Origin of the sequence: Amycolatopsis sp. NPDC048633 (assembly GCF_040650695.1) — a bacterium.
Classification (GTDB): Bacteria; Actinomycetota; Actinomycetes; order Mycobacteriales; family Pseudonocardiaceae; genus Amycolatopsis.
Genome location: NZ_JBEZHS010000006.1, coordinates 284,046 through 307,578, shown reverse-complemented (window position 1 = coordinate 307,578; position 23,533 = coordinate 284,046). Strand labels below are relative to the sequence as shown.

1 protein-coding gene (running past one end of the window) is annotated in these 23,533 nt (G+C 74.3%); it reads right to left on the bottom strand.

What is annotated here, in order from left to right; genetic code table 11:
• A protein-coding gene (locus AB0C38_RS15465) for a type I polyketide synthase (RefSeq protein ID WP_360672674.1) crosses the window boundary here: on the bottom strand, window positions 1–23,533 show its 5' portion. Its footprint begins 785 nt before the window's first position; the window shows 23,533 of its 24,318 coding nt (coding positions 1–23,533); the start codon lies at window positions 23,531–23,533; its stop codon lies beyond the left edge, outside the window.

Genomic DNA, 23,533 nt, shown 5'->3' with positions numbered 1-23,533 from the left:
CGGGCAACCCGAGAGCGTGCCGGTGAGTGGCGAAGGCGTCCACGAAGGCGTTCGCGGCCGCGTAGTTCGCTTGCCCCGCACCGCCGAACAGGCCGGCGGCTCCGGAGAACAGCACGAACGCGGTGAGGTCGGCGTGGCGGGTCAGCTCGTCGAGGTGCACGGCGGCGTCGACCTTGGGCCGCAGCACCTTGTCGAGGCGGGCCGCGTCCAGCGAGCCGACGACACCGTCGTCGAGCACCCCGGCGGTGTGCATGACCGCCCGCAACGGGTGGTCCCCGGGAATGCCGGCGAGCAGGTCGGCCAGGGCGTCGCGGTCGGCCGCGTCGCACGCCGCCACCGTGACGGTCGCGCCCAGCCCGGTCAGCTCGTCCCGCAGCTCGGCCGCACCGTCGGCCGCGAGGCCGCGGCGGCTGGTGAGCAGCAGGTGCCGCGCGCCGTGCTCGGTGACCAGGTGCCGGGCCAGCAGCCCGCCGAGGCCGCCGGTGCCGCCGGTGATCAGGACCGTGCCCTCGGGGTCGAGCGGCGCGGGCACGGTCAGCACGACCTTGCCGACGTGCTTGGCCTGCTGGAGGTGCTTGAACGCCGCCGGTGCGCGGTGGACGTCCCAGGCGGTGACCGGCACCGGCCGCAGCACGCCCCGGCCGAGCAGGCCGAGGATCTCCCGCAGCATCTCGGCGATCCGGTCGGGCCCGGCCTCGATGAGGTCGAACGCCTGGTAGGCGACACCCGGGTGGGCCGCGGCGACGTCGGCGGGGAGTCGAACGTCGGTCTTGCCCATCTCCAGGAACCGGCCGCCCCGCGGCAGCAGCCGCAGCGACGCGTCCACGAATTCCCCGGCCAGCGAATCGAGCACGACGTCGACGCCCCGGCCTTCGGTGGCCGCGAGGAAGCGGTCCTCGAAGTCCAGGGTGCGCGAGGAGGCGATCCGGTCATCGGCGAGGCCGTGCTCGCGCAGCGCGTCCCACTTGCCGGCGCCGGCGGTGCCGAACACGTCGGCGCCGAGGTGCTTCGCGAGCTGGACCGCCGCCATGCCGACGCCGCCGGCGGCCGCGTGGACCAGCACGGTCTCCCCCGCCTGGACGCGGCCGAGGTCGACCAGCGCGTAGTAGGCGGTGAGGAACACGATCGGCACGGACGCCGCCTCGGCGAACGACCAGCCGTCCGGGACGCGGGCGACGAGCCGCTGGTCGGCGACGGCCAGCGGCCCGAACGCGCCGGGGAACATGCCGAGCACCCGGTCGCCGACGGCGAGCCCGGTGACCCCGGGGCCGACTTCGGTGACGACGCCCGCGCCTTCCAGGCCCATCGCCCCGGCCTCGCCGGGGTACATGCCGAGCGCGTTGAGGACGTCGCGGAAGTTCACGCCCGCCGCGCGGACGGCGATCCGCACGTGCCCGTCCGGCAGCGGTCCGGCGACCTCCGGGCACGGCAGCAGGGTGAGGTTCTCCAGGATGCCCTTGTCGACGATGTCGAGCCGCCAGTGCCCGTCCTTCGGCGCGCTGAGCACGCCTCCGGCGGCTTCGGCGCGGACCAGCCGGGCCGCGTGCGGCTCGCCGTCGCGCACGGACACCTGCGGTTCGCCGGCGGCGAGTGCGGCCGGGACCGCGCCGTAGGACGCTTCCTTGCCGTCGACGTCCACCAGCTGGAACCGGCCCGGGTTCTCGGCCTGGGCCGAGCGGACCAGGCCCCAGACCCCGGCGTTGGCCAGGTCGGTGACCTCGCCGCGGTGGGCGACCGCGCCGGAGGTGACGAACACGAGCTTCGCGCCTTCCAGGGCGTCTTCGGCCAGCCAGCGCTGCACGGTGGCGAGCGCCAGCCCGGTGGCCGCGCGGACCGAGCCCGGCAGGTCCGCCGTCCGGCCGGCGGGGGCGAGCGGGGCGAAGACGACCTCGGGCGACGTGGCGCCGCCGGTGATCGCGGCCACCAGCGCGTCGATGTCCACATGGGACGCGAGCGGGCCGGACGTGCCGAGCTGGACGCCGAGCTTGTGCTGGTCCGGGCCGAGCACGGCCCAGGACCCGGTGTCCGGTTCGGACCCGGTGTCCAGGGGGACCCAGTCCACCTGGAACAGCGAGTCGCGCAGCCCGCTGGGCTCCGCCGTGGCGAGCATCTCCGCCGAGACCCGGCGCATCGCGAGTGAGTCCACGGTGGCGACCGGGTGGCCCGCGTGGTCGGCGATGGTGAGCGCCAGCGCGTCCGGTCCGGCCAGGCTGAGCCGGACACGCAGGGCGCTCGCGCCGGACGCGTGCAGGGTGACGCCCGACCAGGAGAACGGGAGCCGGCTCTGCCCGGACCCTTCCAGGGGCAGGTAGAGCAGGGCCTGCAGCGCGGCGTCGAGCAGGGCCGGGTGCAGTCCGAAGCGGCGCGCGTCGGCGCGGGCCGATTCGGGCAACGCGATCTCGGCGTACACGTCGTCGCCGGACCGCCAGGCGGCGGTCAGGCCGCGGAAGGCGTCTCCGTAGGCGAACCCACCCGCCGCGTAGGTGTCGTAGAAGTCCTCCACGGCAAGGGGTTCCGCCTTCGCGGGCGGCCACTCGGACAGCGGTTCGCCGGGGTTCCCGGCTTCGACGGCGAGCAGGCCGGTGGCGTGCAGGACCCACTCGTCGGTGCCTTCGACCCGCGAGTGCGCGGTGAAGGCCCGTGTCCCGTCTTCGCCGGGGGTTCCCACCGAACACTGCAGCTGGACGCCGCCGCGTTCGGGCAGCACCAGCGGCGCGGCCAGGGTCAGCTCCTCCACCCGGGCGCAGCCGGCCTGGTCCGCGGCACGGACCGCCAGCTCCAGGAACGCGGTGCCCGGGAGGAGCACCTGGCCCATGACCTCGTGCCCGGCCAGCCACGGGTGGGTGGACAGCGCGAGCCGGCTGGTGAACAGCACCTCGTCGGCCCCGGCCACGGAGACCGCCGCGCCCAGGAGCGGGTGGTCGACCGCGGTGAGGCCGGCGGCGGCGACGTCGCCCAGCGGCATGCCGGACAGGTGCGGCCAGAAACGCTGGTACTGGAACGCGTACGTCGGCAGTTCGACGCGCTGGGCAGCCGTCCCGGCGAACACTGCGGTCCACTCGGGACTCTGGCCGTGGACGTGCAGTTCGCCGACGGCGGCCAGCACGGTGACCCGCTCGTCGCGGCCCTTGCGCAGGGTGGGCACCACGACGGCCGCGTCGACCATCGGTGCGAGGACGGCGTCCGGCCCGATCTCGACGAACCGGTTGACGCCCAGGCCGTGCAGGGTCGTGACGGCGTCGGCGAACCGCACCGCCGCGCGCACCTGGCCGACCCAGTACTCCGGCGTCAGCACGGACATGACCGCACCGGTCACCGTGGACACGATCGGCAGGCTCGGCTCGGTGAAGGTGACCTGCTCGGCCACCTTCGCGAACTCGGCCAGCATCGGGTCCATCAACGGCGAGTGGAACGCGTGCGACACCGTGAGCCGCTTGGTCTTGCGGCCCAGCGCGGTGAAGTGCTGCTCGATCCCGTCGAGGTCGTCGCCGGAGACCACAATGGACGTCGGCCCGTTGATCGCGGCGATGCTCACCGTGTCCGTGAGCAGCGGCGTGACCTCGTCTTCGGTGGCCGACACCGCCAGCATCCCGCCTCCGCGAGGCAGCGCCTGCATCAGCCGGCCACGCGCGGCGACCAGCCGGCACGCGTCGGCGAGGGAGAACACGCCGGCGACGTGCGCGGCGGCCAGTTCGCCGATCGAATGCCCGGCCAGGTACTCCGGCCGCACGCCCCACGACTCCAGCAGGCGGAACAGCGCCACCTCGACCGCGAACAGCGCGGGCTGGGTGTAGCCGGTCTCGTTGAGCAGGTCTTCGTCGCCGAAGACGACGTCCCGCAACGGCCGGTCCAGCTCGGTGTCGAAGTGCGCGCACGCCGCGTCGAACGCTTCGGCGTACACGGGGTGCGCGTCGTACAGTTCACGGCCCATGCCGAGCCGCTGCGCGCCCTGCCCGGTGAAGAGGAAGCCGATCCGGCCTTCAGCCGCCGGACCGGGGAGAGGTCCGTCGGCGAGGTCGCGCAGACCCCGCAGCAGCTCTTCGGTCTCGGTGCCGATCACCACCGCGCGGTGCTCGAACGCCGAGCGGCCGGTGGCCAACGACCAGCCGACGTCGGCCGGTCGCTCCCCGGCGATGCGGCCGGCCAGCTGGGCGGCCTGGGCCCGCAGCGCGGCTTCGGACCGTCCGGAAAGGACCCACGGCACCGGGCCGGACCACGTCGGTTCGGCCGCCGGGGACTCTTCGGGAGCCTGCTCGACGATCACGTGGGCGTTGGTGCCGCTCACGCCGAACGACGAGATCCCGGCGCGGCGCGGGTGCCCGTTGGGCGACCACGCGACGGCGTCGGACAGCAGCCGGACGTCGCCGGTGCTCCAGTCCACATGGGACGACGGAGTAGCCGCGTGCAGCGTCTTCGGCAGCAGGTCGTGGTGCAGGGACAGGACCATCTTCATGATCCCGGCCGCGCCGGCGGCGGCCTGGGTGTGCCCGATGTTGGACTTGACCGAGCCGAGCCACAGCGGCCGGTCGCGGTCCTGCCCGTAGGTGGCGAGCACAGCCTGCGCCTCGATCGGGTCGCCCAGCACCGTGCCGGTGCCGTGCGCCTCGACAGCGTCCACTTCGGACGGCGCGAGACCCGCGTCGGCCAGCGCAGCGCGGATGACCCGCTGCTGCGACGGTCCGTTCGGGGCGGTCAGGCCGTTCGACGCGCCGTCCTGGTTGACCGCCGAGCCGCGCACCAGCGCGAGCACCGGGTGCCCGTTGCGGCGCGCGTCGGACAGCCGTTCGAGGAGCACCATGCCGGCGCCCTCGCCCCAGCCGGTGCCGTCGGCGTCGTCGGAGAACGCCTTGCAGCGGCCGTCGAGCGCGAGGCCGCGCTGGCGGCTGAACTGGATGAATCCGGAGGGAGTCGACATGATCGTGACACCGCCGGCCAGCGCGAGCGAGCACTCCCCCGACCGCAGCGCCCGGGCGGCGAGGTGCACCGCGACCAGCGAGGACGAGCAGGCCGTGTCGACCGTGACGGCCGGGCCTTCGAGGCCGAGCGCGTAGGAGATCCGGCCGGACACCACGGATCCCGCGTTGCCGGTCATTGTGTAGCCCTCGACGCCCTCGTCGTCGCCGAGCGCGAGCAGCGGGGTGTAGTCCTGCCCGTTGGAGCCGGCGAAGACGCCGACCGGGCCGCCGCGCAACGACGCCGCGTCGATCCCGGCGCGTTCGATGGCTTCCCAGGCGGTCTCGAGCAGCAGGCGCTGCTGCGGGTCCATGGCCAGGGCTTCGCGCGGGTTGATGCCGAAGAACGCGGCGTCGAACCGGCTCGCGCCGTCGAGGAAGCCGCCACGGCGGGTGTAGGACGTGCCCTGGTGGTCGGGGTCCGGGTCGTAGAGCGCGTCGAGGTCCCAGCCGCGGTCGTCGGGGAAGTCGGTGATCGCGTCCGCGCCGCCGGAGAGCAGCGCCCACAGGTCCTCCGGCGAGCGCACGCCGCCGGGGAACCGGCACGCCATCGAGACGATGGCGATCGGGTCGTCCTCGACGGTCCGCGGCGCGATGTCCACTGTGGACGTCGTCTCGGCCGGTTCGCCCAGTTCGCCCTTGAGGTGCGTGACCAGGGCGGTGGTGGTCGGGTAGTCGAAGATCAGCGTCGCGGGCAGCTTGAGCCCGGTCGCGGCGCTGAGCCGGTTGCGCAGGTCGACGGCGGTCAGCGAATCGAACCCGAGGTCGGTGAACGCCCGGTTCGGCTCGACGTCGGCCGGTCCGGCGTAGCCGAGCACTCCGGCGACCTGGGTCCGGACGAACTCGAGCACGTCACGCTCGGTCAGCCCGACGCTCTGGGTCTTCTCCCCCGCGGCCTCGATCGCGGCGCGTGCCTCGGGGATGCCGAGCAGCAGCGGGCTCGGCCGGACGGCGGTGAACGACGGCACGTACCGCGCCCAGTCGACGCCCGCCACGGTGAGGGTGGTCTCGCCGTGGTCGAGGGCCTGCTGCAGCGCCGAGATCGCCAGTTCGGGGTCGAGCGCGTGGATGCCACCCAGTCGCTGCCGTTCGGCGACGGCGGTGGCGTCGGCCATCCCGGTGTCGGCCCACGGGCCCCAGGAGATCGACGTCGCGGCCAGCCCGAGCGAGCGCCGGTGTTCGGCGAGCGCGTCGAGGTAGGCGTTGGCGGCGGCGTAGTTGCCCTGGCCGGGCCCGCCCCAGACACCCGCGGTGGAGGCGAAGGAAACGAACGCCGACAGGTCGAGGTCCTTGGTCAGCTCGTGCAGGTGGAACGCGGCGAGTGCCTTGGGCTTGAGCACACTCGCGAGGCGGTCGGGAGTGAGCGAGGACAGCACGCCGTCGTCGAGCACACCGGCGGCGTGGACGACGGCGTTCGGCGGGTACTCGGCCACGAGCGCGGTCAAGGCGTCGCGATCGGAGACGTCGCAGGCCACGACGGTCGCCTCGACACCGAGTCCGGCGAGTTCTTCGCACAGCTCGGCCGCACCCGGGGCGTCCGCGCCACGACGGCTGGTCAGCACCAGCCGCTCGGCGCCGCGGCCGGCCAGCCAACGGGCGACCTTCGCGCCCAGGCCACCGGTACCGCCGGTGACCAGGACGGTCCCTTCCGGCGTCCAGGCGCGGTCCGGGGTCGCCGAGCCGAGCGGAGACCGCAGGAGCCGGCGGGCGAAGACCCCGGACGCCCGGACGGCGACCTGGTCTTCGTCCCCGGTGAGCGCGGCGACCACGCGGGCGAACGCGCGCTCGTCGAGGTCTGCGGGCAGGTCGAGCAGACCACCCCAGCGACCGGGGTGTTCGAGGGCGGCGACGCGGCCGAGACCCCACACCGGGGCCTGCGCCGGGTTGCGCAGCGCGTCGGCCTTGCCGGTCGACACGGCACCCCGGGTGAGCGTCCACAAGGGAGCTTCGAGGTCACCGAGGGCTTGGATCAAGGTGAGCGTGTCGACGAGCCCGCGGTAGGACTCGTCGGTGCCCAGCAGCGACAGGATCCCGGCCGGTTCGACGTCCCCGATCCGCTCGGCGAGGGCGGCGCGGTCGATGCCGACTTCGGCGTCGACGGTGATGGTTTCCGCACCGAAGCGGTCCAGCGGCAACCTGGTCTCGTCATCCGGGCGGCGCACGACGAGCCAGGTGCCCTGGAGGCGCGGCGAGACGTCGACGGTGACCGGCTGCCAGCCGACGCGGTACCGCCAGTTGTCCACTGTGGATTCTTCTCGGCGGTGCCTGCGATAGGCCGCCAGTGCGGGCAGGAGGCCTTCGACGGCCGACGCGTCCAGCCCGAGCGTCTTGCCCAGTTCACCGGCGTCGTCGCGTTCGACGGCCGACCAGAACCCGGCGTCGGCCGCGTCGGAAGCCGCGGCGACGTCGCCCGGGCCGGGCAGCGTCGGCCAGTACCGTGCGCGCTGGAACGGATAAGTCGGCAAATCCACAGTGGACCCACCGGCGAGGACCGGCGAGAAGTCCACTTCGGCCCCGCGCGCCCACAGTTCGCCAGCCGAGGTGAGGAAGCGGGCGAGCCCGCCCTCGTCGCGGCGCAGCGAACCGGTGACGACGACGTCGTCGAGGGTCCCGGCGATCGCGGTGCCCAGCACGGGGTGCGCGCTGGACTCGACGAACACGCCGAAGCCCTGCTCGCCGAGCGCCACGGTGGCGGGCGCGAACAGCACGCGCTGCCGCAGGTTCCGGTACCAGTAGGCGGCGGTCAGCTCGGTGGTGTCGAGCCAGTCGCCGGTGACGGTCGAGTAGAACGGGATCCGCGCCGGTTCCGGCGAGACCGGAGCCAGGACGTCGAGCAGCTCGGCCTCGATCGCCTCGACGTGCGCCGAGTGCGACGCGTAGTCGACCTGGACCTTGCGGGCCCGGACGCCGTCGGCGGCGCAGCGGGCCACCAGCGCGTCGACCTGGTCCGGCTCGCCGGAGACGGTCACTGCGGCGGTGCCGTTCAGCGCGGCCACGGACAGGCCGGGGTATTCGGTGAGCAGCAGTTCGACGGCTTCGGCCGGCAGGGCCACCGACGCCATCGCGCCCCGGCCCGCCAGCGACGTCCGGATCACCTGGCTCCGCAGCGCGACGACGCGCGCGCCGTCTTCCAGCGAGAGCCCGCCGGACACGCAGGCCGCGGCGATCTCGCCCTGGGAGTGTCCGATCACGGCATCGGGCCGGACGCCGAAGGACTCCCACAGCGCGGCGAGCGACACCATGACGGCCCAGCAGACCGGCTGCACGACGTCGACCCTCTTCAGGGCTTCCGCATCTCCCAGGACGTCGGTCAGCTGCCAGTCCACGAACGGTTCGAGCGCGGTGGCGCACTCGGCGAGCCGGTCGGCGAACACCGGCGCGGCTTCGGCGAGTTCAAGGGCCATGCCGACCCACTGCGAACCCTGGCCGGGGAAGACGAACACGGTCTTGCCCGGCGTACCGGCGACCCCGCGCACGGCGGGATCGGTCAGGCCTGCCAGCAGCGCGTCCCGGTCGGCACCGACGACGACGGCCCGGTGTTCAAAGGCCGACCGCGTGCTGGCCAGCGACGACGCGACATCCGCGATGTCTTCCGTGGCCAAGACACTGGCGAGCCGCTCAGCCTGCTGCAGCAGCGCGTCGGCGGTCCGCCCGGACAGCAGCAGCGGCACCGCGACGGGCGTCGCACGCTCAGGCCGTTGCGCGACCTCTTCGGAGAACTGTTCCAGGATCACGTGCGCGTTCGTGCCGCTCATGCCGAACGAGGAAACACCGGCTCGGCGCGGACCTTCGGCAATCCACGGCAGCGTTTCGGTGAGCAGGCTGACGTCGCCCGCCTCCCAGTCGACGTGCGGTGACGGGACCTCGGCGTGCAGCGTCTTCGGCAGCAGGCCGTGGCGGATGGCCTGGACCATCTTGATTACGCCGCCGACGCCGGAGGCCGCCTGCGCGTGCCCGACGTTGGACTTGAACGAACCCAGGTGCACCGGCCGGCCTTCGGGCCGCTCGCGACCGTAGGTGGCGATGATGGCCTGGGCCTCGATCGGGTCGCCGAGCTTCGTGCCCGTGCCGTGCGCCTCGACGACGTCCACATCGGACGGCGTCAGCCGCGCGTTGGCCAGCGCCCGGCGGATCACCCGCTGCTGCGACGGCCCGTTCGGGGCGGTGAGGCCGTTCGACGCGCCGTCGGAGTTGATCGCGGAGCCCTTGATCACCGCGAGCACGCGGTGGCCGTTGCGCTCGGCGTCGGAAAGCCGCTCCAGCAGCAGCATCCCGGCGCCCTCGGCCCAGCTCGCGCCGTCGGCGTCGGCCGAGAACGGCTTGCTGCGCCCGTCCGCGGCCAGCGCCCGCTGGCGGCTGAACTCCACCAGCGAGACCGGCGTGGACATGACGGTCACGCCGCCGGCGAGCGCCAGCGTGCAGTCGCTCTCCCGCAGCGACTGGCAGGCCCAGTGGATGGCCACCAGCGACGACGAGCACGCGGTGTCGATCGAGACCGCGGGCCCTTCCAGGCCGAAGGTGTAGGCGACGCGGCCCGACAGCACGCTCGGCGAGTTGCCGGTGCCGAGGAAGCCCTCGAAGCTGTCGGTCGCGGCGCCGAGGAGGCCGCCGTAGTCCTGGTAGGTGATGCCGGCGAAGACGCCGGTGCGGCTGCCGCGCAGCGTCGCCGGATCGATCCCGGCGCGTTCCAGCGACTCCCAGGACACTTCCAGCAGCAGGCGGTGCTGCGGGTCCATCGCGACGGCCTCGCGCGGGCTGATCCCGAAGAAGCCGGGGTCGAACGCGCTCGCGTCGTGCAGGAAGCCGCCCTCACGGGCGTAGCAGGTGCCCGGCGCGTCGGGGTCGCTGTCGTAGAGCGCCTCGAGGTCCCAGCCGCGGTCGGTGGGGAACGGCGAAATCGCGTCGCCGCCCTCGGCGACCAGCCGCCAGAGGTCGTCGGGGTCGGCGATGCCGCCGGGGTAGCGGCACGCCATGCCGACGATCGCGATCGGCTCGTCGACCCGGGTGACGACCTCGGCGGTCTCTTCTTCCTCGCCGAACAGCTCGGCGTGCAGCGCCTTCGCCAGCGCGACCGGGGTCGGGTGGTCGAAGACGGAGGTCGCGGGCAGGCGCAGGCCGGTCGCGGTGGTGAGCGCGTTGCGCAGCTGGACGGCGGTCAGCGAGTCGACGCCCAGCTCCTTGAACGCCCGGTCGGCGCCGACCGACTCCGGTCCGGAGTGGCCGAGGACCAGCGCGGCCTCGGTGCGGACGATGTCGAGCAGGGCCCGGTGCCGGTCGGTTTCGGGCAGCCGGGCGAGCTTCTGGTGCAGCGCGTTGCCCGCGTCGGCCACCTGGGCGACCACGCGGCGGGTCTTGACCGGCTCCTTCGCCGTCGCCTTCTCGACGGTGCGGAGCGCACCCCTCGTACCCAGCAGGTCGAACGTCTCACCGGGACGGCAGGCGAGCGCACTGCGCGCGACGGCTTCGAGCACCGCGGTCTGCGCCGCGACCAGGCCGTCGCCGCCCGCGGCGGTCAGGACCACGAGCTCGACGCCCAGCTCGGCGAGGTTGAAGGCGATGTCCGCGCGGTCGCGCAGCTCGGCCGCGCCCTCGCCGAGTCCGATGTGGACGGCGGTGGTGACGTCCGGGACGTCCCGGAGCGCTCGCGCCAGTTCGTACCGGTCGGCGGGGTCACAGGCGATGAAGTCCCCTTCCCGCAGGGGTTCCGAACCGAGCACGACGAGCCGCTGGACGCCCCGGTCCTCGACGAGGTGCCGCGCGACGGCGGCGCCCAGTTCGCCGGACGCCCCGGTGAGCAGCACGGTCCCTTCGGGCTTCCAGGCGTCCGGCGTGACCGCGGTGGTCCGGGGCTCGTAGCCAACACCGTCACGGAAAGCGAGCCGATCCGCACCGGGCTCGACGGCGGCGCCGTCGACGAGGGCGAACCGGCCGGGGTGTGCGGTGAGCAGCGGCTCGACAGCACCCCAGACGGCGGCTTCCACAACGTCGGGAATTTCGCCATCGCGCACGGCGACCGCGCCGCGGGTGACGAAGACGAGCCGCGAACCGGCGAACCGCGGGTCGGCCAGCCAGGATTCGGCGAGCGCGAGGGCACGCTGCGCCGAAGCCCAGACGGCCCAGGTGAGGTCATCGGTGTCCTCGGGCCGGCAGGAGGCGAACACGACCTCGGGCACGGCACCGGCGGCCGCGAGTTCGGCGAACTCCTGGTAGGTGGGGAGGCTGTCCAGGCCGAGACCGCCGAGGTCCCCGAGCCCGGCGGCGCGCGAGAGGTCGACGCGCGGGCCGGCGGCACCCGCGATCCACTCCACGCGGTGGTGCGTGGTGGCCGCGCGGCGGGTCGCCGGGCGCAGGACCACCGCGTCGGCCGTCGCGACGATCCGGCCCGTCGGGTCCGCCAGGGTCAGCTGGACCGTGCTGCCCACCCGGCGCAAGCGGACTCGCAGCTCGGTCGCGCCGGTCGCGTGCAGGCTGACGCCCGACCACGAGAACGGCAGCATGTCCGGCAGGTCGGCGAAGGCCAGCGCGTGCAGGGCCGCGTCGAGCAGCGCCGGGTGCACGCCCCAGTCGTCGGCGGAAGTCCCCGCCGGCAGGGCGACCTCGGCGAACACGTCGCCGCCCGAGCGGTACGCCGCCCGCAGGCCCTGGAACGTCGGCCCGTAAGCGAACCCGGCCGCCGCGCGCTGGGTGTAGAAGTCTTCGACCGCCACCGCACCGGACGGCGGCCACTTCGTCAGATCGTCCGAAGTGGACAGGCCGGTCGCCAGGAACCCGGTGGCGTGCCGGACCCAGCCGTCGCCGCGGGTGTGGATGCCGAACGCGCGCCGGCCGGCGCCGTCCGGGGCCTCGACGCGGACCTGCACCGGCACGCCGCCGCGCTCGGGCAGGACCAGCGGGCTCTCCAGGACCAGCTCTTCGACCTGGTCGCAGCCGGTCTCGTCGGCCGCGCGCAGCGCCAGCTCCACGAAACCCGCGCCGGGGAACAGGATCTCCCCGTCGACGCGGTGCTCGGCCAGCCACGGCGAACCCTCGGCCGACAAAAGCCCGGTGAGCACGACGCCGTCCTCGCCGGCCAGGTCCACGGCCGCACTCAGCAGGCCGTGCGACGCACCGGTCTGCCCGAGCGACGCGGGGTCGCCGTCGACGTCCGGCACCTCCAGCCAGTACCGCTCGCGCTGGAAGGCGTAGGTGGGCAGCTCGACCCGGACGCCGTCGCGCAGCACCTGAGCCCAGTCCACCCCGCCGCCACCGACCTGCACCGCGGCGAGCGAGGAGAACAAAGTGCGGACCTCGGGACGATCGGCCCGCAGTGCCGGCACGGCGACCACGTCGTCGTCCGAGCACTCGGCGACCATCGCGGAGAGGATCCCCGCCGGGCCCAGCTCGAGGAACCGGGTCACCCCGCGCCCGGCCAGCGTGCGGACGCCGTCGGCGAACCGGACCGTCGCGCGGACCTGCCGGACCCAGTACTCCGGGTCGCCCAGCTCGGCCGCCGAAGCGAGCGAGCCGGTGACGTTCGACAGCACCGGCACGACCGGCTCGTGGTAGGTCAGCCCCGCCGCGACCGCGCGGAACCCGGCGAGCATGCCGTCCATCCGGGCGGAGTGGAACGCGTGGCTCACCCGCAGGCGCCGGGTCTTCACCCCGCGCTCGGCGAACACGTCAGCCACCGCGAGCACGGCGTCCTCGTCGCCGGAGAGCACGACCGACGACGGCCCGTTGACGGCAGCCAGCGACACGCGGTCGGTCAGCAGCGGCGTGACCTCGTCCTCCGTGGCCGCGACGGCCACCATCGCCCCGCCCTCGGGCAGGGCCTGCATCAAGCGCGCGCGGGCGGCGACGAGCGTGCACGCGTCCTCGAGGGACAGCACCCCCGCGACGTGCGCGGCGGCGAGCTCGCCGATGGAGTGGCCGCCGACGAAGTCGGGACGCACGCCCCAGTCTTCGAGGAGCCGGTACAGCGCCACCTCGACCGCGAACAGCGCGGGCTGGGTGTATTCGGTCCGGTCCAGCAGCTCGCCGGCGTCGATGACGCCGCGCAGCGGCCGGTCCAGGTCGGCGTCGAAGTGCGCGCACACCGCGTCGAACGCCGTGGCGAACACCGGGAACTCGCGGTACAGCTCGCGGCCCATGCCGATCCGCTGCGCGCCCTGCCCGGTGAACAGGAACGCCGTGCGGCCGGGCGCGGACGTCCCGCGCACCACCGCGGCGGACTTGCCGCCCTCGGCCAGCGCCGTGAGCCCGGCCCGCAGTTCTGCGTCATCTTCCGCGAGCACGACGGCGCGGTGCTCGAACGCCGAGCGGGTCGTCGCCAGCGACCAGGCCAGGTCGGCCGGGTCGCTCTCCGGGAGAGCGAGCAGCCGCGCGGCCTGCGCCCGCAGCGCCGCCTCCGACCGGCCGGACAACGCCAGCGGGACGAGCCCGGTGCGGCGCGGCCGCGGCAGCTCGGGAGCGGTCGCGGGCGCCTCTTCGATGATGACGTGCGCGTTGGTGCCGCTGACGCCGAACGCCGACACCCCGGCCCGGCGCGGACGCTCGTCGGCCGGCCACGGCATCGCTTCGGTGAGCAGCGAGACGCTGCCCGCCGTCCAGTCCACTTCGGACGAAGGCTGCTCGGCGTGCAGGGTCTTCGGGAGCAGTCCACCTTGGAGGGAAAGCACCATCTTGATCACCCCGGCGACCCCGGCCGCGGCCTGGGTGTGCCCGAGGTTGGACTTCAGCGAACCGAGCAGGAGCGGACGCTCGCGGTCGCGGCCGTAAGTGTTCAGCAGGGCGTGCGCTTCGATCGGGTCGCCGAGCCGGGTGCCCGTGCCGTGGCCTTCGACGGCGTCCACATCGGACGGTTCTAGGCCGGCGTCGGCGAGCGCGGCGCGGATCACCCGCTGCTGCGACGGGCCGTTCGGGGCGGTCAAGCCGTTGGACGCGCCATCGGAGTTCACCGCGGAACCGCGCACCACGGCGAGCACGGTGTGCCCGCGCCGCTGCGCATCGGAAAGCCGTTCCAGCACGAGCATGCCGACGCCTTCGGACCAGCCGGTGCCGTCGGCCCCGTCGGAGAACGCCTTGCAGCGGCCGTCCGGCGCGAGGCCGCGCTGCCGGCTGAACTCGACGAACGCGGCGGGGTTGGCCATCACCGCGACGCCGCCGGCCAGCGCCAGCGAGCACTCGCCCGAGCGCAGGGACCGGGCGGCGAGGTGCAGCGCGACCAGCGAGGACGAGCACGCGGTGTCCAGCGTGACGGCCGGGCCTTCGACGCCGAGGTGGTAGGCGATCCGTCCGGAAAGGACACTGCCGGCATTGCCGGTGAGCAGGTGCCCGCCCAGGCCTTCGGGGGCCTCGCGCAGGCCGGCGGCGTAGCCCGAGACGCCCGCGCCGACGAACACGCCGGACGCGCTCCCGGCCAGCGACCGCGGGTCGATGCCGGCCCGTTCCAGGGCCTCCCAGGAGCTCTCGAGCAGCAGCCGCTGCTGCGGGTCGGTGGCCAGCGCCTCGCGCGGGCTCATCTCGAAGAAGGCCGCGTCGAACTCGCCCGCGCCGGTCAGGAAGCCGCCGTCGCGGGAGTAGCTCTTGCCCTCGGCGTCGGGGTCGGGGTCGTAGAGGCCCTCGACGTCCCAGCCGCGGTCTTCGGGCCAGGCCGAAATGGCGTCGCCGCCGTCGGCCAGCAGCCGCCAGAGCTCTTCCGGCGAGGTGATCCCGCCGGGCAGGCGGCAGCTCATGCCGACGATCGCGATCGGCTCGTCGACGTCCTGCTCGCGCTGCGCCGGGGCGGCGACGGTGTCGGTGCCGAACAGCTCACCGGTCAGGAAGTCCGCGAGGACGGTGGCCGACGGGTGGTCGAAGACGAGCGTCGACGGCAGCTTCAGCCCGGTGACGGTGCTCAGGCGGTTGCGCAGCTCGACGGCGGTCAGCGAGTCGAAGCCCAGGTCGCGGAAGGGCCGGTCGACGGCGACGTCGCGCGGGTCGGCGTGCCCGAGGGCGGCCGCGGCCTCGGCCTGGACGAGCTCCAGCACCTCGCCGGCGGACAGCTCCCGCAGCGGGGCGTCGTCGACCGGGACGTCGAGCGCGTCGCGGACCTCGGGCAGGTCGCCGAGCAGGGCGCTGGCCCGGACCGACGTGAACCCGGGTGCGAACCGCGCCCAGTCGACGTCGGCCACGGTCACGGCGGTGTCGCCGGTTTCCAGGGCCTGACGCAGGGCGGTGATCGCCAGCTGCGGGTCGAGGGGCCGGAGGCCGCGACGGCGCAGGTGGTCTTCCGCGCCCTCCTCGGCCAGCATGCCGCCGCCTGCCCAGGGGCCCCAGGCCACCGAAGTCGCGGCCAGCCCGGCCGCGCGGCGCCGGCGGGCGAGGCCGTCGAGGTAGGCGTTCGCGGCCGCGTAGGCACTTTGGCCGCCGCTGCCCCAGACGCCCGCGATGGACGAGAACAGCACGAACGCGTCGAGGTCACGGTCGCCGAGGACGGCGTCGAGGTTCGCGGCGCCGGCGAGCTTCGCGGCGGTGAACCCGGCGAACTCGGCCACGCCGAGTCCGGAAAGAGGCGCGGACTGGGCGACTCCGGCGGCGTGCACGACGGCGCGCAGCCCGTCGATGCCGTCGATGAGCGCGGCGACGGCTTCGCAGTCGGTGACGTCGCAGGCCGCGATGGTCACGGTGACGCCCAGCTCGGTCAGCTCGTCCCGCAGTTCGGGCGCGCCGGCGGCGTCGAGGCCGCGGCGGCTGGTCAGCACGAGGTGGTCGGCGCCGCCGCGGGCCAGCCAGCGGGCGACCTCGGCGCCGAGCGCCCCGGTCCCGCCGGTGACCAGCACGGTCCCGGTCGGCCGCCAAGCCGGGCCGGACGTCGTGGCGGGTGCGCGTTCGAGGCGCGCGGCGAAGACCGCGGAGTCGCGAACGGCGACCTGGTCCTCGGCTCCGCCGAGGACACTCCCCAGCCGGGCGACCACGCGGTCGTCGAGGGTGGCGGGCAGATCGACCAGGCCGCCCCAGCGGTCGGCGTGTTCGAGGGCGGCGGTGCGGCCGAAGCCCCAGAACGCCGCCTGCGTCGCGCTGCGGACCGCGTCGGCGCGGCCGACGGAGACCGCGCCCGAGGTGGCGCACCACAGCGGTGCGCCGTCGCCGAGCGTCTGCACGAGTTCCAGGGTCGCGGCGAGGCCGATCGTGATCTCCGGCGCGTCCGGCGCGGGACGCTCGTCGAGGGCGAGCAGCGACAGCACGCCGGCGAAGTCACCGTCGATGCCGGCCAGGTCGGCGACCCGCACCGGGACGCAGTCGAGGCCCGCGGTCAGCGCCACGAGGGAGTCCGGCTCGACGCCGCGCTCCGGGAGCACCAGCAGCCAGGTGCCGGGCTTTCCTTCGGCCGGCGTCAGCGGACGCCAGTTCACCGTATACCGCCAGTTGTCCACAGTGGACAGGTCGGCCCGGTCGCCGTGCCAGCGAGCGAGCAGCGGCAGGGCGGTTTCGAGGCCCGCCAGCTCGGCCTCGGCGACGTCCAGGGTCGAGGCGAGCGCGGACAGGTCCGCGCTTTCGACCGCCGACCAGAACTCGCCGTCGACCACGTTCGCCGGAGTAGTGATTGCCTCGGGTGTGCGCGGCCAGAAACGCTCGCGCTGGAAGGGATAGGTGGGCAGCACGACGAACGACGCCGGACGCAGGATCGCGGCCCAGTCCGGAACGTGCCCGGAGACGTGGAGGTGGGCCAGCGCCGCGAGCAGCGTCCGCTCCTCCGGCCGGTCCTTCCGCAACGTCGCCGTCGCCGTCGCGGGCAGGGTGTCCTGCGCCAGCGCGGTGAGCACCCCGTCCGGGCCCAGTTCGACGGACCCGGTGACGCCCAGCCCGCTCAGCGCGGCGACCGCATCGGCGAACCGCACCGGCTCGCGGACCTGGCGCACCCAGTAGACCGGCGTCAGGATCTCGTCCCCGGCCAGCCGACCGGACACCGTGGACACGATCGGGATCTTCGGCGCGTGGAAGGTCAGCCCGTCGGCGACGGCCGCGAACTCGTCCAGCATCGGGTCCATCAGCGCCGAGTGGAACGCGTGCGACACCGTGAGCCGCCGGACCTTCCGGCCCAGCCCGGCGAAGTGCCGTTCAACGGCCTCGACGGCGCCGACCGCACCGGACACGACCGTCGCTTGAGGACCGTTGATCGCCGCGAAGCCCGCGCCGTCGCCCAGCACGGCGGCGACCTCGTCCTCGGTGGCCTGCACGGCGAGCATCGCGCCGCCCTCGGGCAGCGCCTGCATCAGACCCGCCCGAGCCGCCACCAGCTTGCAGGCGTCCTCAAGGGACAGCACACCAGCGACGTGCGCGGCGGCCAGCTCGCCGATCGAATGCCCGGCGACGTAGTCCGGCCGGACGCCCCAGGACTCCAGCAGCCGGAACAGTGCCACCTCGACCGCGAACAACGCGGGCTGGGTGTACCCGGTCTCGTCGAGCGCCGAAGCGTCGCCGAAGACGACCTCCCGCAGCGGCCGATCCAAAGAAGAGTCCACCAGCGCGCAGACCGCGTCGAAAGCGTCCGCGAACACCGGGAAGCGCTCGTACAGCTCCGCGCCCATCCCGGCGCGCTGCGAACCCTGACCGGAGAACAGGAATGCCGACTTCCCGGCGCTCTGCGTGCCCCGGACCAGGTTCGCCGCCGGCCCACCGGCCGCGAGGGCTTCCAGGCCGGTCGTCAGCTCGGCGAAGTCCGCGCCGAGCACGACGGCCCGGTGCTCGAACGCGGCACGCCCGGCCAGGCCGGAGGCCACGTCCGCGATGTCGTTGTCCCGCAGTCGCAGCAGGTCGCGGGCAGCGTCGCGCAGCGCGGCCTCGGACCGTCCGGACAGGACCCACGGCACGAGACCGCCTTGGGCCGTCGGAGTCTCGACGGCGGGAACGCCTTCGAGGATGACGTGGGCGTTCGTGCCGCTGACGCCGAACGACGACACGCCCGCGCGGCGCGGGCCGTCGTGCTCCGGCCAGGACCGCGCCTCGGTCAGCAGCGCCACCGCGCCGCTGTCCCAGTCGATGTGCCGCGACGGCTGGTCGACGTGCAACGTCTTCGGCAGCAGGCCGTGGCCCAGGGAGAGGACCATCTTGATGATCCCGGCGACGCCCGCCGCCGCCTGCGTGTGCCCGATGTTGGACTTCAGCGAACCCAGCCACAGCGGCTGTTCGCGCTCCCGGCCGTAGGTGGCCAGCAACGCCTGCGCTTCGATCGGGTCACCCAGCGTCGTGCCGGTGCCGTGCGCCTCGACGGCGTCCACATCGGACGGTTCGAGACCCGCGTTCGCCAGCGCCGCCCGGATCACCCGCTGCTGCGAAGGACCGTTCGGGGCCGTCAGCCCGTTCGACGCGCCGTCCTGGTTGACCGCGGAGCCGCGCACGAGCGCCAGCACGGGGTGTCCGTTGCGGCGCGCGTCCGACAGCCGCTCCACGAGGATGAGGCCGACGCCTTCGCCCCAGCCTGTGCCGTCCGCGCCGTCGGCGAACGCCTTGCACCGGCCGTCTTCGGCCAGCCCGCCCTGCTTGCTGAACTCCAGGAACGCGCCCGGCGTCGTCATCACGGTCACGCCGCCGACCAGCGCCATCGAGGACTCGCCCGAGCGCAGCGACTGCGCGGCCCAGTGCAGCGCGACCAGCGACGACGAGCACGCGGTGTCCACCGTGACGGCGGGACCTTCCAGGCCCAGCACGTAGGAGATCCGGCCGGAGACGACCGAACCGGCGTTCCCGGTCCCGGCGTGCCCTTCCGAGCTGCCCTCACCGGATTCGCGCAGCAGTGCCGCGTAGTCCTGGCCGTTCGTTCCGATGTAGACGCCGACCTGGGAGCCGCGCAGCGACGACGGGTCGATGCCCGCGCGCTCGAACGTCTCCCACGAGGTCTCCAGCAGCAGCCGCTGCTGCGGGTCCATGGCGAGGGCCTCGCGCGGCGAGATCCCGAAGAAGCCGGCGTCGAACTCGGTGACGCCGTCGAGGAAGCCGCCGTGGCGCGTGTAGCTGGTGCCCTCGTGCCCGCGGTCCGGGTGGTACAGCTCGGCCAGGGGCCAGCCGCGGTCCTCGGGGAAGGTGCCGACGGCGTCGCGGCCGCCGGCGAGCAGGTCCCACAGGTCTTCGGGGGACCGCACGCCGCCCGGGAGGCGGCAGGCCATCGACACGATGGCGAGCGGCTCGTCCTCGACGGCCGCGGCGGGCCGCGTGACGACCGGCGTCGCGACGGAACCGGCCAGCTCCTCGCGCAGGTAGGTGGCGACGGCGGCCGGGGTCGGGTAGTCGAACACCAGCGTCGCGGGCAGCGGGCGCCCGGTCGCGGCGCCGAGGCCGTTGCGCAGCTCGACGGCGGTCAGCGAGTCGACGCCGAGGTCCTTGAACGCCCGCTCGGGCTCGACCGCCTCCGGTCCGGGGTAGGCGAGCACGGCGGCGGCCTGGGTGCGGACGACGTCGAGCAGGAGCAGCTGCTGGTCCTCTGTGGACAGCTCGGCCAGCCGTGCGACCAGGGGCTGCTCTTCGGGAGCGTGCATCGCGTCCCGCGCCTCGGGCAGGTCGCCGAGCAGCGGGCTGGGGCGGGTGGTGGTGAACCCGGGCACGAACTTCGCCCAGTCCACGTCGGCGACGATGGGGTTCGCTTCGCCGCCGCCGATCGCGCGGCGCAGGGCGGCGACGGCCAGGCGCGGGGCCATCGGCGGCACGCCGCCCCGGCGCATCCGGTCGGCGACCAGGTCGTCGGCCGCCATGCCGCTGCCGCCCCACGGGCCCCAGGCCACGGAGGTGGCGGGCAGCCCGGCAGCGCGGCGCTGTTCGGCCAGCGCGTCGAGCCCGGCGTTGGCCGCGGCGTAGGCGGCCTGCCCGACCGCGCCGAGGCTGCCCGCGAACGACGAGAACAGCACGAACGCGGACAGGGCGCGGTCGCGGGTCAGCTCGTCGAGGTGGCGGGCGGCGTCGACCTTGGGCCGGAACACGGTGTCGAGCTGCTCGGCGGTGACGCCGTCGAGCACGGCGTCGTCGAGGACGCCGGCGGTGTGGATGACGGCGTCGAGGTCGGGCAGCGGCTCCAGGAGTGCGGCCACGGCGTCGCGGTCGGCGACGTCGCAGGCGGAGATGGTGATCCGGGTGCCGAGCGCGGTCAGCTCGTCTCGCAGCGCCGTCGCACCCGGGGCGTCGAGCCCCCGGCGGCCGGCCAGCACGAGGTGTTCGGCGCCGGCCTCGGCGAGGGTGCGTGCGACGACCGCGCCCAGCGCGCCGGTGCCGCCGGTGATCAGCACGGTCCCGGCGGGCGACCACGGCTCGGCAGCCGGGCCGGTGGTCCGCTTCAGCCGGCGGCCGAAGACGCCGGACGCGCGCAGCGCCACCTGGTCCTCGGCCGAGGTCAGGACGGCCGTCAGCCGGTCGAGGGCGCGGTCGTCCAGCTCGCCGGGCAGGTCGACCAGACCGCCCCAGCGCTGCGGGTACTCCAGCGCGGCGACGCGGCCGAGGCCCCACAGCGGGGCTTGGCCGGCGGCGCTCAGCGGGTCGGACTGTCCGGTGGAGACGGCGCCCTGCGTGGCGATCCACAGCGGCGCTTCGACGCCCGCGCGGATCAGCTCGATCGTGCGCAGCAAGGCTTCGGTGTCCCAGGCCAGCAAGGAAAGCACGCCGTCCACATCGGAGTGTTCGGCGAGCCGGTCGAGCGTGACGGGGATGAACCCGCGGCCCACCAGTGCGTCGAGCACCGGCGAGGTGAAGTCCGCGGGGACGACGGCCAGCCAGGTGCCGGAAAGCGGTTTCGACGACGGCGACACCGGCAGCCAGCCGATGCCGTAGCGCCAGGCGTCCACAGTGGACTTCTCTTGCCGCTTCGCGCGGTAGGCCGACAGCGCGGGCAGCAGCTCGCTGATCGCGTCTTCCGGCAGGTCCAGCACCTCGGCGAGCGACCCGGAGTCCACCGCGGACCAGAACGCGTCGTCGCCGGTCGCGGTGGTGACCGAGGGTTCCAGCCAGTAGCGCTGCCGCTGGAAGCGGTACGTCGGCAGTTCGAGGCGGCGGCCGCCGCCCAGCACGGCCGACCAGTCGGGTCCGTGGCCGGCCACGTGCATCCGGGCCAGACCGGTCAAGGCGGCCGGTGCCTCCGGGCGGTCCCGGCGCAGGAGCGCGGCCACGGCCGCACCGGCGGGCAGGCAGTCCTGGGCGAGCGCGGCCAGCGCGCCGTCGGGGCCGAGCTCGAGGAATCCGGTCACGCCGGCTTCGCTCAGCCAGCCGACGCCGTCGGCGAACCGCACGGCCTCGCGGACATGCGAAACCCAATAGTCGGGCGAGGTCAGCCTGTCGGCGAGGGTGCCGGTGACGTTGGAGACGACCGCGATCTTCGGCGGGTGAAAGGTGAGACCTCCGAGGACCTGGCGGAACCCGTCGAGCATCCCGTCCATGCGGGCGGAGTGGAACGCGTGCGAGACGTCGAGGCGCTTGGTCTTGCGGCCGAGCCCGGCGAAGTGCTCCGCCGCGGCCAGCACGACGTCCTCGTCCCCGGAGAGCACGACCGACGACGGCCCGTTGACGGCCGCGATCGACAGCCCGTCGACCAGCTCGACTTCGTCTTCGGTCGCCTGGACGGCGACCATGGCGCCACCGGTGGGCAGCGCCTGCATGAGGCGGCCACGAGCGGCGACGAGCGTGCACGCGTCGGCCAGCGAAAGGACCCCGGCCAGGTGCGCCGCGACCAGCTCGCCGATGGAGTGACCCACCAGGTAGTCCGGGGTGTAGCCCCAGGACTCGGCCAGCCGGTACAGCGCGACCTCGACCGCGAACAGCGCGGGCTGGGTGTACGCCGTCTCGTCGAGGTGCTCGCCCGAGGTGATCACCGTCCGCAGTGGACGGTCGAGGTGGCGGTCGAACTCCGCGCACACCTCGTCGAAGGCGGCGGCGAAGACCGGGAACCGCGCGGCCAGCTCGCTACCCATGCCGGCGCGCTGGGAACCCTGGCCGGTGAAGAGGAAGGCCAGCTTCCCCGGCCGGATCGCGCCGCGCACCAGGCCCGGTGCGACGCCGTCCGCGGCGAGGGCGTCGAGGCCGCGCAGCAGCTCGTCCCGGCTGTCGGCCAAGACGACCGCGCGGTCGTCCAGGGCCGCCCGGCCGGTGTCCAGCGACCAGGCGAGGTCGGCCAGGTTCGCTTCCTCCGCGACGGACCGGAGGCTCACGGCCTGCTCACGCAGAGCGGCCGTGCCGCGTGCGGAGACCAGGAACGGCCACGGACTGGCCGAAGCCGGGACTTCTTCGGTCGCTTCGGCCGCGGGCGGTTCGGAGAGGAGGACGTGGGCGTTGGTGCCGCTGACGCCGAACGCGGACACGCCGGCGCGGCGGGGCGCGTCGCGCTCCGGCCACGGCATCGGTGCGCCCAGCAGCTCGACCGACCCGGCGGTCCAGTCCACGTGGGACGACGGCTCGTCCAGGTGCAGGGTGTGCGGCAGGTGCCCGTGCCGCAGGGCCAGGACCATCTTGATGACGCCGGCCGCGCCGGAGGCGGCCTGGGTGTGCCCGATGTTGGACTTCACCGCGCCCACCCGCAGCGGCCGGTCCGCCGGGCGGTTCTGCCCGTAGGTGGCCAGCAGCGCCTGGGCTTCGATCGGGTCGCCCAGCGTGGTGCCGGTGCCGTGCGCCTCGACGACGTCGATGTCGGCGGGCGAAAGACCGGCGGCGGCCAGCGCCGCGCGGATCACGCGCTGCTGCGACGGGCCGTTCGGGGCGGTCAGGCCGTTGGACGCGCCGTCGGAGTTGACGGCCGAGCCCTCGACCACGGCGAGCACGGGGTGGTTGCGGCGCCGCGCGTCGGACAGGCGCTCGAGCAGCAGCAGGCCGACGCCCTCGCCCCAGCCGGTGCCGTCGGCGGCCTCGGCGAACGGCTTGCAGCGGCCGTCACCGGCGAGCCCGCCCTGGCGGGCGAACTCCAGGAAGACGGCCGGGGTCGACATGACCGTCGCGCCGCCGGCCAGCGCGAGCGAGCACTCCCGCTTGCGCAGCGCCTGGCAAGCGAGGTGCAGGGCGACCAGCGCCGACGAGCACGCCGTGTCGACGGTGACCGCGGGCCCTTCCAGGCCGTAGCTGTAGGCGAGCCGGCCGGACAGGACGCTGCCCGCGTTGCCGGTGAGCAGGTGCCCGGCGACCTCGCCGGTGTCGCTGCCCACGCCGTATCCGGACGGCGTCGAGCCGACGAAGACGCCCGCGGACGTCCCGGCCAGTGAACCCGGGTCGATCCCGGCGCGTTCGAAGACCTCCCACGACACTTCGAGCAGCAGCCGCTGCTGCGGGTCGGTGGCCAGGGCTTCACGCGGGCTGATCCCGAAGAACGCCGGGTCGAACGTGGTGGCGGTGTCGATGAAGCCACCGGTGCGGGCATAGTCGCCGTCGCTGACTTCCCAGCCACGGTCGGCCGGGAACGCCGACATCGCGTCGGTCCCGCCGTCGACGAGGTCCCAAAGCTCCTCCGGCGAGGTGACGCCGCCCGGGAACCGGCAGCCCATCGCCACGATCGCGATGGGCTCCCGCTCCCCCTCCTCCAGCTCCTGGAGGCGTTGCCGGGTCTCGGCAAGGTCGGTCGTAACCCACTTCAGGTAGTCCCGGAGCTTGTCCTCGTTCACCAG